11 protein-coding genes are annotated in these 15,443 nt (G+C 43.9%); 6 read left to right on the top strand and 5 right to left on the bottom strand.

The genetic code is table 11. The features are described 5' to 3' along the window. Positions 1-203 precede the first annotated feature (203 nt). Together HUZ36_RS11795 and HUZ36_RS11790 are read left to right on the top strand one after the other, a co-directional pair. Positions 204-443, top strand: coding sequence for a hypothetical protein (locus HUZ36_RS11795; protein ID WP_176032943.1), 240 nt, complete (start codon positions 204-206; stop codon positions 441-443). 747 nt (positions 444-1,190) lie between these two features. After that, on the top strand, positions 1,191-4,085 hold the full coding sequence (locus tag HUZ36_RS11790) for a TonB-dependent receptor (RefSeq protein WP_128729804.1): 2,895 nt from the start codon (positions 1,191-1,193) through the stop codon (positions 4,083-4,085). A 111-nt stretch (positions 4,086-4,196) separates the two neighbouring features. On the opposite strand, the gene HUZ36_RS11785 is transcribed toward HUZ36_RS11790, so the two are convergent. After that, the gene (locus HUZ36_RS11785; protein WP_125251310.1) at positions 4,197-5,009 is read right to left on the bottom strand and encodes an AraC family transcriptional regulator; all 813 of its coding nucleotides are present in this window, start codon (positions 5,007-5,009) and stop codon (positions 4,197-4,199) included. Positions 5,010-5,088: 79 nt separating this feature from the next. Between HUZ36_RS11785 and HUZ36_RS11780 the strand changes: the two genes are divergently transcribed. Further along, a complete protein-coding gene (locus HUZ36_RS11780) occupies positions 5,089-6,261 on the top strand; it encodes an MFS transporter (RefSeq protein ID WP_176032942.1) in 1,173 nt (390 codons plus the stop codon). Between the two features lie 34 nt (positions 6,262-6,295). On the opposite strand, the gene HUZ36_RS11775 is transcribed toward HUZ36_RS11780, so the two are convergent. After that, the gene (locus HUZ36_RS11775; RefSeq protein WP_254879542.1) at positions 6,296-7,027 is read right to left on the bottom strand and encodes an XRE family transcriptional regulator; all 732 of its coding nucleotides are present in this window, start codon (positions 7,025-7,027) and stop codon (positions 6,296-6,298) included. 203 nt (positions 7,028-7,230) lie between these two features. Between HUZ36_RS11775 and HUZ36_RS11770 the strand changes: the two genes are divergently transcribed. Next, positions 7,231-8,643 (top strand): glycosyl hydrolase family 18 protein, encoded by a 1,413-nt coding sequence (locus tag HUZ36_RS11770; RefSeq protein WP_176032941.1) that lies wholly within the window; start codon positions 7,231-7,233, stop codon positions 8,641-8,643. Positions 8,644-8,697: 54 nt separating this feature from the next. On the opposite strand, the gene HUZ36_RS11765 is transcribed toward HUZ36_RS11770, so the two are convergent. Further along, positions 8,698-10,740, bottom strand: a complete 2,043-nt coding sequence (locus HUZ36_RS11765; RefSeq protein WP_176032940.1) for a glycoside hydrolase family 97 protein — start codon at positions 10,738-10,740, stop codon at positions 8,698-8,700. Positions 10,741-10,931: 191 nt separating this feature from the next. Between HUZ36_RS11765 and HUZ36_RS11760 the strand changes: the two genes are divergently transcribed. Then, entirely contained in the window at positions 10,932-11,579 is a 648-nt protein-coding gene (locus HUZ36_RS11760) for a methylamine utilization protein (protein WP_176032939.1), read from the top strand. After that, on the top strand, positions 11,560-12,801 hold the full coding sequence (locus HUZ36_RS11755) for a hypothetical protein (protein WP_176032938.1): 1,242 nt from the start codon (positions 11,560-11,562) through the stop codon (positions 12,799-12,801). Before HUZ36_RS11760 ends, HUZ36_RS11755 begins: the two co-directional genes overlap by 20 nt. 35 nt (positions 12,802-12,836) lie before the next feature. Here HUZ36_RS11755 and sthA read toward each other — a convergent pair whose 3' ends face one another. Together sthA and HUZ36_RS11745 are read right to left on the bottom strand one after the other, a co-directional pair. Beyond that, a complete protein-coding gene (gene sthA / locus HUZ36_RS11750; protein WP_125251316.1) occupies positions 12,837-14,273 on the bottom strand; it encodes a Si-specific NAD(P)(+) transhydrogenase in 1,437 nt (478 codons plus the stop codon). A gap of 35 nt (positions 14,274-14,308) precedes the next feature. Then, positions 14,309-15,436, bottom strand: coding sequence for an acyl-CoA desaturase (locus HUZ36_RS11745; RefSeq protein ID WP_176032937.1), 1,128 nt, complete (start codon positions 15,434-15,436; stop codon positions 14,309-14,311). Positions 15,437-15,443: the final 7 nt, after the last annotated feature.

The following is a 15,443-nucleotide window of genomic DNA, read 5'->3' as shown; positions in this document are numbered from 1 at the left end:
CCATGCGCTCACTTCCTCGAACTGGAAGCGTTACTTCGGTTTCTTGTCACCCAAACTCAGAAGTGAAACAAAACAGCTCGAAGGCGAGCCCCGCGAAGGGTCGGTCCCGGTCAATGATAGTGTGGGCTTCCCATGTGAAAGTAGAACATCCTACTTCGTAGCGAGCCAGGGCCTTATAAAAGGCCGATTAACCGCATTCATCCATGAATCTAATCGAAATTAGTGCATCCATGTACGTCAAACCTGTTGCAGCAATGCGACGTGTTTTTTGCTATGTGGGATTTGAAAAGAAACCCTTTGCAGCAATGCAGCGGGTTTTTTGCTATGTGGGATTTGAAAAGAAAATCTCACAAGATAATCAACACCTCGAAAAGCAATCAATACATTACAAAACAATCAACACATCGCGAGGTAAATTCTCTCCCACCACGACACCACCATAGTGCTGCATTGGTAGGAAGCGGTTTACCCGCCGAAAAGAAACCCTTTGCAGCAATACAGCGGGTTTTTTGCTATGTGGGATTTGAAAATAAAACCTCACAAGATAATCAACACATCGCGAGGTAAACTCGCTCCCACCACAGCACCAACAAGGTACTGCACTGGTAGGAGGCGGTTTACCCGCCGAGCTGTTGGCTCTATTAAACAAAAAGAACAAAAATATCCTACATGCGCTCATCTCAATGAGCTGAGGGCTTCGTAGTTTTTAAGCTCGAACATTGCTGTAATACCAATTAGCCTTAATATTTGTTCAATTTGGAGGAATAAATCAGACGTTAACTGCGTTAAAGAGCTCTTATTTAGAAAATCTAAATAAGAGATTTTCTCGCTTCAAATTAGCAAATTAATTATCATAATTGATATAACCAGCTTCGTAGCGGTTCAAAGCGGGTTGATCGGGAAATGGAGTAGCTATTTGATTAATAGGCTCAAATAAGCAAGAATAATCAGACTGAAAGCTCTAAGTTGATTACAGTTCCTAACCCTTTTTTGATAAAGAATGTTATTAATAAATTTCAATTTGTTGCATTTTTCACCTCTCTTTCTGATGTTATAAATCTGTTGTTGTTTTATTAAAAATAAAAAAATTCATATTTTTTATAAAAAATCTTGATCTTTTCCTCGTAAAGAAATAGTTTATGTTGTTGCTTTATCGGGAACGAAGTATATAAAAAAGAATAAGGTCATAAATGAATATAACAAACCTAATAACAAAACGAACTCCTGTGTTTTTTGCCGTAAGTTGTGCCATTGCGTCAACCTCAATGAATGTGCTTGCTGAACAAAGCTCCGGAGTTGATGAAGTAGAAAAAATCCAAGTAACAGGTTCTCGCATTTTAAGAGAGGGTGCGATCGCCCCAGCCCCAGTGACAGTTATCAGTGGAGAGGCATTGTTAGCCAGCGGTGTAACAAGCATCGGTGAAGCATTAAATGATATGCCAGCGTTAGCAAACACCTACTCTCTTGCGAATGCTGGAAGAAGTATTGGTACCGCAGGTCTGAGTTTACTTGACCTACGAGGTATGGGTACTGCAAGAACATTGGTGTTGGTTGATGGTAAGCGCCATGTGTCAAGTAGTCCGGGTTCTGCATCTGTTGATGTTAATAATATTCCTTCAAACTGGATCGAGCGTGTTGAAATTATCACGGGTGGTGCGTCAGCTGTATACGGTGCTGATGCGGTAACAGGTGTAGTTAACTTCATTTTGAAAAAAGACATTCAAGGTTTTGACTTAAGTGTGTCTAAAGGTACTGCTGCGGAAGGGCCGTATGAAAATGAAAAGTTCAGCCTTTCTTACGGCCTAGACTTTGATGGCGGTAAGGGTAATGTCGGTATTTCAGTATCTCATGTGAGCCAAGATGGTATGAATGCTACCGACCGCGCTCAAACTAATAGGCTGATTAGCTCAATCACTAACCCAAATGATGGTGACATCGCCGGCGAAGATGGTAACTATATTCATGATGGGATAGCTGATAGGTTAACAATCACTAATGCCGGTTATTATGATGACTCTGTAAACGGTAACTTTTATCAGCAGGAAAATGGCGAGTTAGTTTGGTATACCTTTAACCCTGACGGCAGTGTTAGACCACAAAAACTAGGTACAACCTATGAAAATGACTGGGCAATTTGTTCTGGCGACTGTGATATCCTTGACCTAACCCGTTATCGAGAATTACAGCCAACGTTTGAAAATACAAACGTAAATATCAAAGCTAACTACGATATTACGTCAGATTTGAATGTTTACGCCTCTGCAAAGTACACAAAATCAGAAGCAGATTCTATTGGTCAGCCGTCGTATTTTGAATATGGTGATAGCCGTGGGACGGGTGCATTTGTGATCAAAAGAGATAATGCTTATATGCATGAGTCTTTGGCACAGCTGATGGATAGAAATGGCGTCGATGAATTTAATATGCACCGTTTCATGGAAGATGCAGGCCGTCGCTATGAATTGAATGAGCGTGAGACAACAAGCTTTGTTGCAGGGCTGAGCGGAGTTGTAGCTGAGGACTGGGATTTTGAAGCGTCAGCTGTGTATGGTAAGACAGAGATCACGCAGACCAATGCAGGTAATACGATTAAAGCACGTATTAAGCAGTCAGCTGATGCTATTCGATTAGACAATGGTGATATTGTTTGTCGTGATGAGCAAGCTCGTGCTGCAGGGTGTGTGCCAACAAGTATGTTTGGCTATGGCGCAGTAAGTGATGAAGCCGCAGCTTGGTTCAATACAACAAGTGTCAGTAAGTCTGAGATTAAGCAAACAGTATTGAATGCCAATATCAGTAATAGCGGACTATTTGAATTACCAGCAGGTTATGTGGGCGTATCATTTGGTCTTGAGTATCGAAAAGAAGAAAGTGATTCCTTACCTGATGCCTTTGCTGCAACGGGTGCAACATTCTTGAATGCAATCCAAGAAGAGCATGGAGACTTCAGTGTAAGAGAAGCCTTTTCTGAAATTTCTGTCCCATTACTTGCCGATATGATGTTAGTGCAGGATTTATCATTAGATGTTGCAGTACGTTATGCTGATTATTCAACTATCGGAGATACCGTAAGCTGGAAAACGGGTTTAAACTGGACGGTAACAGATGAGTTACGAGTTCGAACCACTAAGTCTAGAGCGATGCGGGCACCAAATATTTCGGAACTATACGGGCCTCAAAGTGAGAACTTTTTTAGAAGTATCACTGACCCCTGTAAGCGTGGTGAAGTTCAAGATGCGAACCGCAGAGCGAACTGTGATGCACTTGGTATCCCAGAAGATTTTGACGCGGTAGCGACCAGCTCTTCTATACCGGGCGTACTTGGTGGCAACCCAGACCTTAAAGAAGAAGAATCTGATAGCCTTACATTTGGTGTAGTATATACACCAGAAGCAATATCGGGTCTTTCTATAACGCTTGACTACTGGGAAATTGAGATTGAAGATGCAATTAATAATATCTCAGGCCAGGACATTCTTGATAAATGTGTTGATTCGTTAAGTGGTATTGATAACCAGTTCTGTGCGTTGGTGACACGAGATGCGGACGGAGAGTTGACCGGTATTCGTTCAATTACGCAAAACGTTGCTAAACAGAACGCAGAAGGGATAGATTTTGAGATTGGCTATGACTTTGATTTATTCGAAGGTCGTATGACTTCCAGCCTAATAGGAACCTATCTTAAGAGTCGTGAAGAATTTCCTTTCCAGTCTGACTTATCAGACTCTGAAGAGTATGCTGGGACAACAGGTGAAGCAGAGTGGCAAGCTATGGTATCACTTGGCTATAAGGTCAATAACTGGCACTTTAGCTCGAAAACGCGTTACTTAGATGAAGTTAGCCTATATACCGATAAGTCTCTAAATAAAAACCCAGATCCTAGTAACATTATGAGCTATGGCAGCTACTTTATTACAGATATACGTGGTGGCTATCGTTTCGACAATGGCATTACGTTGGAACTTGGCGTTGATAACGTGTTTGATAGAGATCTACCAGGCTACACTACAGGCACAGGTGCAAGTAGTGCAAGTTATGACAATATCGGGCGGATGTATTACGGTGCCTTTACTTATCAATTTTAGATGTAAATCTTAGAGTGTTAAGAATAGCTCTAGAGTGACAACTTTGAAGGGTATGCAGTTGCATACCCTTTTGCTTTAACTCAACTAATAAAAAATTAAGAGGCTACTCGCTCACTTTTTTAGATATTGCCCTGGTGGTTTTCCAAATACCTTTTTAAACGCACTGCTAAATGCCGCGGTTGAGTCAAAACCTAAATACTGTGCTGCTTGTTGCTGAGAATATCCGCCTTTTAACAATTCGATTGCTTTGATTGCCCTTAATTTTTGGCGCCAGTCACTAAAGCCCATCATAAAACACTTGTGGAATAAACGGTTTAGTGTACGAGTGGATGCGCCCACTTGACCACTCCATTCCTCCAAACTTACTTTACATCCTGGGTTAGTATGCAGCTCGGTTACAATGGGTAAGATTCGAGCATCTTGTGCGCTTGGAATAAAAAAGTGGCAAGTTGCAGCTGATGTTAGCCTATCAATAAAGACCGTTATAAATCGCTCTGTTTTTTCATCTAGGTGGTAATCTTCCTGCCAAGTACAGATCTCCAAAATAAATTGTTTTAGTAGTTCATCGACAACAATCAACTTGGCTTTATTTCCCAGTAACTCAGTATATTTAGTATCAATATACACACTACGAAAGTCTCCACCGTAGCGACAATATGTCTCATGTGGCAGGCCTGGGGGGAGCCATAAAGCTTGGTCAGGAGGGATCACAAATGTGCCCTCTGGGGTCACAATAGTGATCACGCCATTACTGGTATATGCAAGCTGGCCCCAATCATGTTGATGTTGCTGGACATGTTCCCACTCTGCTTTTTTTACTGCCCTAGGAAGAATTGGTCGACCAAGTGCAGGTTTTAAAAAGCGCTTCGACTTTGGCTGAATACGCCAAGGAGAGATTGTCTGTTTTGATAAAGAACTTGGCATAATTGTGTATATCAGAAATTAACATGTGGCCATATTATAGCCATAACTTTTAATAGTTGTGCTTTATGTGGAGATAATCATGAAGAATACTTCTCAAGGATGGCAAAGTCCTTTTAATTTCTTAGTGCTCGCAACCGTTGTTATGGCCGTTACGTTCGCAGGTTGGATGGCTATGCTCAATAACTTTGCGATTGAAGCGGCAAATTTCAATGGTGCTAATATGGGAATGTTGCAATCGCTGCGTGAGATCCCTGGGTTTTTGGCGTTTACAGCGGTATTTGTTTTATTGGTGTTAAAGGAACAAACCTTCGCACTGATCAGCTTGTGTTTGTTGTCGCTTGGCGTCGCCATTACGGGGTGGTTACCTACTATATACGGTTTGTATGCGACCACAGTATTAATGTCGATAGGTTTTCACTATTTCGAGACGCTGAATCAATCGCTCAGTTTACAATGGTTTAATAAAGATGAGGCACCGGCAAAACTGGGTATCTTGCTCTCGATTAAATCCATCGCCTCTTTAATCACCTACGCGATAATATGGCTGGGTTTTAGCTACTTCTCTGCGGACTATCAGTGGATGTATCTACTAATTGGCGGTGTTGGTTTTATTATTGCGTTACTTATGTTTATTGGCTTTCCGACGTTTGAAATACACACTAGGCAACATAAGAAGCTGATTTTAAGAAAAGAGTATAGCCTTTATTATGCGTTGATTTTCTTTTCTGGTGCGAGGCGGCAAATCTTTATGGTATTTGCGGGTTTCTTAATGGTGGAAAAGTTTGGTTTTGATGTTGCACAGATCACAGCACTGTATATGCTAAATCATTTGGTAAACATATTTATTGCACCTAAGATTGGGCAGATGATTGGTCATATAGGTGAGCGTAAAACCCTGACAATAGAATATATTGGGCTGATTGCTGTGTTTATTGGGTACGCATTAGTAGAGTCAGCAAGCTTTGCAGCAGCACTTTATGTGATTGATCATTTATTTTTTGCGATGGCGATTGCACTTAAAACTTATTTCCAAAAAATTGCTCGACCAGAAGATATCGCGGCAACGGCTGGTGTTAGCTTTACCATTAACCATATTGCTGCGGTGGTGATCCCTGCAAGTTTTGGGGTGGTATGGCTGTACGATCAATCCTTGGTATTTTACTTTGGGGCTGCACTGGCTGTATGTTCGTTAGTGCTAAGTCAGTTTGTGAATACACACAAGGGACAGGAAACGCTGGCTAAGTCAGTGTGATGTTGGTGCATCACACTGTAAAGTAGGGTGTGGCTTATATACTGCGACCACACCAAACAACACGTCCTGCAATGCCGTGACTATCGGCATTGTCAGCGGTGATCTCCCAGCTCGGGTAGTCAGGGTTGTCACTGATCACCTGGATTCGGTTCTGTCTCTGTTGCACGCGTTTTGCCATTAGGCCGTCTTGCGTTTGCACGATATAAACGGCATCTTTACTAGGCTGATGTTGTGATAAATCCACAAGTACCATATCGCCGTCTAATAATGTAGGCTGCATACTGTCACCACGAATAGACACAAAAGCGAGTTTATCTGAGTACACGCCTAAATGAGAGTTTAGCCAGCGGCGATTAAGTGCAAATTGCTCTGTTACTTCCTCATTACCAATCACACTCCCCATCCCTGCACTGGCCTCAATGTCGAGTTTTGGAATGAGTGTAAGTTCATCTTGGAGCTGGCTTTGTGGCTTATCGAGAGGCTGCTCTCCTGTCAGTAGCCAATTTAAGTCAACCGCAAAGAGATTATAAAGATGTTCAAGATAAATCATAGATGGGCGGCTCAAGCCGCGACAAATACGGTAAATATGGGAAGGAGATTTACCTGTTAGTTGGGCAAATTGACGTTTATTGCCGCCTGCAAACTGCTCCACTAAAGTTACAAATCGTCTCGAAAATGCCGTACTCATTTCAGTGTTATTCTCTTTATCAGCGCCTAAACTTGCAAGCATACTGAGCTCTGTCTTATCTGTACAGCCTACGAGCATCAATTGCACATTTTATAAACGTGCTCCACTGCAAATACACGAATGGAATAGAAAGTAAGACGCTTTATCACTGTATTAGACTAAGGTCGTAGCACCGCATGTTGTACGAAATTTATCCATGCTGATAGGCTAGAATCGCAAGTTAACATTTATTTAAACTCGGCATGGCTTGCTTTAGCCGACATACAACATGGAAAAAGGTAATGAAATATACAAATCTATTGATAGCACTTCCGCTCTTAGGTGCGATGGAAGTTGCATTAGCTGTGGACTGTAGCAACTTAACGCAATGGCAATCACAGCAGGTCTATACCGGTGGAGATGCTGTCACTTATCAGTCTTCCAAATACACAGCTAAATGGTGGACACAAAACCAAAATCCAGCACAGCATTCTGAAACTTACGGAGTCTGGCAAGCAAACGGACGCTGCGATGCGACTACGCCACTTCCCATTGTGTCGGTTACTTCTCCGAGCAGCAATGCACGCGTTGTTGCTGGTTCGCTCGTTAGTCTTGCTGCAACAGTAAGCCATCCGCAAAATACTACCATTGATAATGTTGAGTTTTATCTTGATGGTACGCTTGTGGCGTCTGATAGCACTCCACCCTATGAGGCTATGTGGCAAGCGCAGGGGCTTGGTGCTCGTGCGTTAACCGTCTATGCCACTGATACATCTGGGGCGAGAGGTGAGTCGAGTTCTGTGAGCTTTAGTGTAGTTTCTGATGATACACCTCCTGGCGATCCTAATTTTAAAATTGTCGGCTACTTCCCAAGTTGGCAAGGCTCCGTGAGCGACATTCAATTTGATAAGCTCACCCATATCAATTACTCATTTTTACTTCCTAATGCTGATGGCACACTAAGACCGCTCGAAAATTTAAGCAAAATGACAGCGCTGGTAAATTCAGCTCATGCCAATAATGTGAAGGTAGGGATTGCCATTGGTGGTTGGAATGGCGGCGATGATAGTGCGTTTGAGACATTTGCTAACTCGGAGCAAGGTCGAGCGCGTTTTGTCCAAGAGGTTATTGCGTTTGTTGAGCAGCACAACCTTGATGGGGTTGATATGGACTGGGAGTATCCAGATCCTGGTGCTTCTGCAAATAACTATGCGTTACTGATGAAAGCGCTAAGCGTTGAGTTGCGTGCCAGAGGTAAATTTTTAACAGCCGCAGTGGTGGCGCTTGGGTACACAGGTGGTGGCGTGTTGGAATCTGTATTCCAAGATATCGACTTTTTAAATTTGATGGCGTATGACGCGAACAATGGCGATCATGCTTCTATGCAATATGCCAAAGATTCTATTGCTTATTGGCAAGGTCGTGGTTTGAGCAAGGAAAAAACGGTATTAGGTGTACCATTTTATGCAAGACCTACTTGGAAGGCATACCGCACCTTACTGCAAGAAAACCCAGCCAATGCGTGTCGTGATAGTGATGGCAGCAGTTACTATAATGGTATCCCGACGATCCGTGCAAAAACGCAGTACGCTAAGCTCAATGCTGGCGGCATTATGAATTGGGAGCTCTCGCACGATAGCAACGGTCCTGCATCATTGCTAACGGCGAAGTGGGAAATTGCTAAAGGATTAACCCCTAGCTATCAGTGTCAGTAATACCAGCGGTAATTTAAAATGGTGGTCGCCCTGTAGAGGGTGACCACGCGTTGTTTATAGTGCTTTAAAGCGGATCGCAACCCCGCCACCGGCAGCCAGTTTTAACATCAGCTTGTCAGTACTGGTTACTTTTTTACGGTAAATGTTCATTTCATACGGATTGTGTTTCCATTCAGCTTTGTCGCCGTCTGCGTAAATTTGTGCTTCGAAGGTTTTACCTGGTTCGAGGAAGTCCAAAGTAATAGGAATGTCTCTTGCTTCTTCATCCGTCACTGCGCCTAAGAACCAGTCGTTACCGCTGTATTGTTTATGTTTACGTTCCTTTCTGGCAAAGACAACATAATCACCCACTTCTCCCGCAAGTGCGATACTGTGTTCCCAATCAGTCGGTACATCTTTTATAAATTGAAAGGCATCTGGCTTAGCGAGGTAATTTTCTGGTAAATCGGCCGCCATTTGAATTGGGCTATAAAGTACAACATAAAGCGCTAATTGCTTAGCTAGGGTGGTTTGTGGGCGGTTAGTTTTATCACCAAGGCCATTAAAGCCCATGTCAAAAATACCCGGAGTAAAGTCCATAGGGCCTGCTAACATGCGGGTAAAAGCAAGCATTGGCACATGTTCAGGTGAGTTTGGTGGCGTGCCCCATGCGTTAAACTCTTGTCCTCTGGCGCCTTCTCGAGAAATCCAGTTTGGATAGGTGCGGCGCAGCCCTGTGTCTTTGATAGGCTCATGGGTGTTAATACTGATCTTATGTTTGGCTGCCAGTTTTATGTTGTCTAGGTACTCATTTGCCATAAATTGGCCATCATGCCACTCGAATCTGGCATTGCCCTTGGCATCAATGCGTTTGATGTTGCCGCCATCTGCAACATAGCCTGTTTTTACCTGACGTACACCGGCTTTTTCGTAGAGTGCAAAGGCCTCTGCCATTTGATTTCGATAGTTACTAACATTGCCTGAAGTCTCGTGATGGCCAATTAAGCGAGCGCCGACAGTTTCGCCATGTTTGGCTATTTCGTCTATGTTGAAATCAGGGTAGGCTTCGGTAAAGCTAAAAACATCGCCGTTGAAGAACCAGTCACCATCCCAGCCAGTGTTCCAGCCTTCAACTAATACACCATCAAAGCCATTATCGGCTGCAAAGGTTAGGTATGCTTTAGTGCGCTCAGTCGTTGCACCATGCTTTTCTCCACTTCCCCAAGTGTTTTTATTTATGTGCATTTCCCACCAAATACCGATGTATTTACCCGGTTCAACCCAAGAAACATCGCCTAGTTTGTTTGGCTCATTGAGGTTTAAAATCAAGTGGGAGTTGAGCAAATCTTTAGCCTCATCTCCTATTTGAAGCGTGCGCCAAGGTGTGTTGAACTTGCCATTGGTCTTAACTGCAATCCCATCTGACCAAGGAGTTAAATCAGCTATAAATGTGCCGGGACGGCGTTGATTTAATGTCATACCCGCATAATCTATAAGGGCGGCTTCGTGTACACTGATATGCACACCATCTTGGTTCTTTAAGGTAAATGGGGTGTGCACATGAGCAGCATCGTGCAGAGGTGTGGTGTTGTATACATATTCATAGCGATTCCATCCACGCGCTGGGATCCACCATGCGGTAATCTTATCGCTGCTGGCAAAGGTAAATTCGGTGAGCTCTTTGGTAATATAAAGGGCTTGGTTTTGAGCAACCTCATAGCGAAAGCCGACACCATCATCAAACACCTTGACGCGTACAGTATATTGCGGTGATTGGTCGGTCTGTTTGGCAAATGTGACCGCCAGCTCATTATGCTGGTCTTGGATCACGCGAGCCTCACCCCAAGGCTGCTCCCAGCTACTATCGACACTGCTACGGTGATGCGTGGCGATAGTCAACCCATCACGCATAGATGCCGCCTTCGCAAAGTCAAAACCAAGTTTAGAGGGAGCAATAATGGTTTTGTTGTTAAAGCTTATTTGGTAGGTAGGTTGGCGCTTATCGTCATTTAAAGTAAAAGTAATATTGCCATCGGGCGAGCTGACTGCTAATGATGTGGCGAAGCTTGTGCTGGTAAAAAAGCTTAAGCCAATGAGTGAAACTGATAGGGGGTGCATAGCGTTTCCTTTTTGTTGTCGACACGTCTATTCGTGTTCTTTTGCGTATAAGCTAAGCTTACTGTTGTATGCTAAAGTTCACGTAAAAGCTGCATACGTATTCATCCAGTAAATGCGATGAATGTAATATTTATTCCGCTCGGTCTACTGAAGATAAGCACAAAATAAAATAAGGATAGGACAAACCGCTTATGCAAAACCTAACTTTGCTGCGATGTCTTGCCATCGCACTAGTCGCATTACAATCAAGCGCTGTTGGTGCGCTGGAAATACAAGTGTTAGACAATGATAAGCAGCCGCTAGCGAATGCAGCCGTATGGCTTGAAGGTGAAGGCGTCGCGCACTTGGCACCGGAAAATGGTTTCAAGATGGAGCAAAAAGATAAGTCATTTGTGCCGCATATTCTAATGGTACCAACAGGGGCTCAGGTCTCGTTTCCTAATTTAGATTCTATTTTGCATCATGTGTACTCTTTCTCACCAGCCAAGCCCTTTGAGCTGAAGCTCTATCGTGACGACCCAAAAAAGGTACTTTTTGATAAGGCAGGGATTGTCGAACTTGGCTGTAATATTCATGACTGGATGTTAGGGTATATCGTGGTTGTAGACAGTCCTTTATTTGCCGTAACTGATAGCAATGGTTATGTCACTCTGGATCTAGATGTGGTGCAAGCAGGCGCGTTACAGCTACATGTGTGGCACGAACGGTTTGAAAACCTAGAGCAAGTTGAGCAGCACCAGCTCTCTGGCTTGAGTAACACCAGTTCAATAACGTATCAATTAAAACAAACGTTGATTGCTCCACTACAGGACTTTTCTGATGGCTTCGATGATTACTAAATTAAGCCCTATGCTAGCACTATTTGCCATTGGGCAAACTAATGCAGTCGAAGTGTCTGGACATGGCCAGTTACAGGCTACCTGGCAGCACGATGACAACCGTAAAGCTTGGTATCAACCAGGTTGGGGGGTAACTCGCTTCGGTCAAGCCGAGTCAGATTTGGTGTTGAGTCGCGGGGTAGTGGATTGGCGCATTGATTTTGACAGTGCTTGGTCTTTACATGGCGTAATGCAATACGTACCAGATCCAGATGATAAGCTCGGATTTACCGAGTTATATTTACAGTATCGCACCCTTCCCAAAAATGGTCGCCGGTTGATAGTGCGTACCGGTGGTTTCTATCCCAGTTTTTCCATTGAAAACCCAGATATTGGTTGGTCATCTCCTTACCATTACCAGTATTCAGCAATTAATGCTTGGATTGGGGAAGAGGTGCGTGTATTCGGTTCAGAAATAGCCGTGGAGCAGCCATCAACTCGTCGCAGCAGAGGTAAGGGGTATAAAGGGGTTGCTGGGATCTTTAAGGGCAATGATCCCGCAGGTACTTTGTTAGCATGGCGAGGGTTTACAGTTCATGATAGGCAGTCGGTATTTAATGAAAGCATACCCTTTGCCGCCGTTGAGTCGTTAAATACGCCGCAGTTACAGCATCAAGCGCAATATGTTGAGCCTTTCACAGAAATAGATGGTCGTTTTGGATACTACTTTGGGTATCATCATGACTTCTCGACTCGTAGCGCGGTCAATGTGTATTGGTACGATAATAATGGTGATCCGAGCAAAATTAATTATCGCACGGGCCAATATGCGTGGGATACCAAGTTTATAAGCGCCGCTTGGCGCTATAAGTTATCAACACAAACACAGCTGCTGTTCCAAGGAATGGCTGGCAATACTGCGATGGGGACTAATCGCGGTGTCGATAATGACTTCAATAGTTGGTTTCTGTTATTGACTCATAAGCGTAACGCGTGGCGCTTTAGTGTGCGAGCAGAGCAATTTAAGGTTATCGATAAAGATGACTGGCAGTTCGATCCAAACCAAAGTCATGGCCATGGTTTCACTATAACTGCAAAATATCAGTTGCATTCAAATTGGATAGTAGGAGCGGAATGGCTAGGGCTCACTACTACCGTTGCGAATCGAGAAGCCTTTAATGGTAAACCCAAACAAACAGATAGTGTCTGGCGGCTCAGCGCTGAGTATCGTTTTAGCTTATAAAAAGCGTGATGTGCTAGACGTCACGCTTGTTTTAACTAATCTAGCAGGCGGTTGATCCCATTTAGCGCCGCAACACGATAGGCTTCCGCCATGGTTGGGTAGTTAAATGTGGTGTTGATAAAATACTCTATGTTATTGCCTGCACCCTTTTGTTCCATAATCGCTTGGCCGATATGAATAATTTCAGAAGCGCGCTCACCAAAGCAGTGGATGCCGAGTATTTCTTTGCTCTCAGCATGGAATAAAATTTTTAAACTACCCACTTCAGTGCCTGTAATCTGGGCGCGCGCCAGGTGTTTAAATTGTGCACGACCTACTTCATAAGGAATGCGAGCAGCAGTTAGCTCTTGCTCTGTTTTACCTACTGAGCTCATTTCTGGAATAGTATATATGCCCGTTGGAATATCAGTGATCAAACGGTCATCGCACGCTCCATGCACAATCGCATTGGCAGCAATACGCCCTTGGTCAAACGCGGCACTGGCTAGGCTTGGATAACCAATTACATCACCCACTGCAAAAATATTATCGACTTCTGTTTGGTAATGCTCATTGACTTTGAGTTGTCCACGGCTATCTGCCTTCAATCCAACGCTTTCTAGGTTTAGCGTCTCAGTGTTTCCTGAGCGACCATTGGCCCATAAGATACAATCTGCCCGAACCTTTTTTCCGGATTGCAGGTGAACAATCACGCCTTTCTCATGGGTTTCTACTTTGGCAAATTCTTCGTTGTGTCGAATAACAATACCGTTATTCCAGAAGTGATAGCTTAGCGCATCTGAAATCTCTGCATCCATAAAGGCCAAAAGGCGGTCGCGGGTATTTATCAGATCTACCTTTGCCCCAAGTCCTTTAAAAATAGAGGCATATTCACAACCGATAACGCCAGCGCCATAGATCAATACGCGCTGCGGGTTGTGCTCTAAACTTAAAATAGTATCGCTGTCATACACTCTAGGGTGAGTGAAGTCTACGCCTGGTGGGCGATATGGCCGCGAACCTGTCGCGATGACAATGGTATGAGCGGTTAATAGTTCCTGTGAGCCATCTTGGTGCAGAACTTGAACCGTGTGGGCATCGATAAAGCTGGCGTCACCTTGGAATAAATGAATACGATTACGGCCATAAAAGCTTGAGCGCAGCGTGGATTGCTTGGAAATGACATCACTCGCATGGTGCAATATGTCTTGAAACGTATGGCGCTGCGGACGCTCGGTAAAACGGTATAAGGGATTGGCTTTGTATTCAATCAGGCGGCTGACGGAGTGGCGCAGTGCCTTGGAAGGAATAGTACCCCAGTGAACACAGCCGCCACCAACAGCATGTTGACGCTCGATGACAGCGACTTTTTTGCCACTTTTTGAGAGGTTCATGGCGGCGCCCTCGCCACCTGGGCCTGTGCCTATGATTATGGCGTCATATTGATAGGAATCTGGAATACTTTTTGTTTTTTCTGTGGCTTTTTTGCTCACGGCCTCACCCTTATCATTGTTGAGGCCGCTGAGTGTTATGCCGTTTTCAGAAGCCTCGAGTTCAGTGCAATCCAAGCTTGTTTTTGACTTTCCCAAGCTTGTTCTAACTCTTTATATTGTTGCATTAATGCGGAGTGTTCGCATTGTGCACGTACGGCTGCTTTCTTTGCTTCAAGTACTTGCTTTTGCACCGCACAGTAGTTTTGAAGCTTTTTCAGAAGCAAATCATACTCTTGTTGTAACAATGTAAGCTTATCTTGCGCTAAAGGCAATTTTGCGAGGCTAACTTTCGTTTTATTTAGTAGCGTTTCTGCTTTGGCTTTCTCGATACGCTCTATCGGCGTTCGTTTTAGCTTGCTGGCAAGCCCGAGCGCCGCAAAGGCACGGATCAGCCATTTAGTCGGATCGTAGTGATACCAGCGAATACCGTTACGGTAGTCACTTGCAAAAATATGGTGAAAATTGTGGTAGCCCTCACCATAAGTAAACAATGCTAAAAAGCCGTTGTCTCTTGCGGTATTTTTCTCTGTATATGGACGGCTTCCCCAGATGTGTGCCAGTGAATTGATAAAAAAGGTAAAGTGTTGACTAAGCACTAATCTCAGCACACCTGCGAGTAGCAGCATACCGATAACATTACCTAGCAATAAGCCCAGCGTGAGCGGAATACCAATATTGGTTAGTAATACCAATTTCATATAATGTTTATGCTGCCACATAACAATCCGATTGCGCTGTAAATCGCGTGCGTTGCTGTAATCACCATAGCTGTCGCCTTGATAGTCGCGTAGCATCCAACCAATATGGCTATACCAAAAGCCTCGAGTTGCGGCATAAGGGTCTTTAACGGGATCATCAACTTGGCCGTGATGAATTCGATGATCACTACTCCAGTGTAATGCGCTGTTTTGTAGCGCAAATGCACCGCCTAGCGCAAAAATAATTTGAATAACAGGGTGTGCATCGTAGGCTTTATGTGCCCACAAGCGGTGATAACCTGCTGTAATTGATAGGCCTGCGTAGAACATGCAGGCAATAAATGCTAGCCAGTGGCTGGTGGTATAACCGTATTCGAAGCCATACCAAGGAACCAAAGTAACGGCTGCCAGAAACGATAAGCTAAAAAACAGCACATTGGTCCATAAAATGGGAGGTTTTTTCATCAGTCAG

The sequence above is a fragment of the Pseudoalteromonas sp. McH1-7 genome, from assembly GCF_013366255.1.
GTDB classification, from domain to species: domain Bacteria; phylum Pseudomonadota; class Gammaproteobacteria; order Enterobacterales; family Alteromonadaceae; genus Pseudoalteromonas; species Pseudoalteromonas peptidolytica.
The sequence above is the reverse complement of the archived record's forward strand: the minus strand, read 5'-3'. Positions and strand labels throughout refer to the sequence as shown.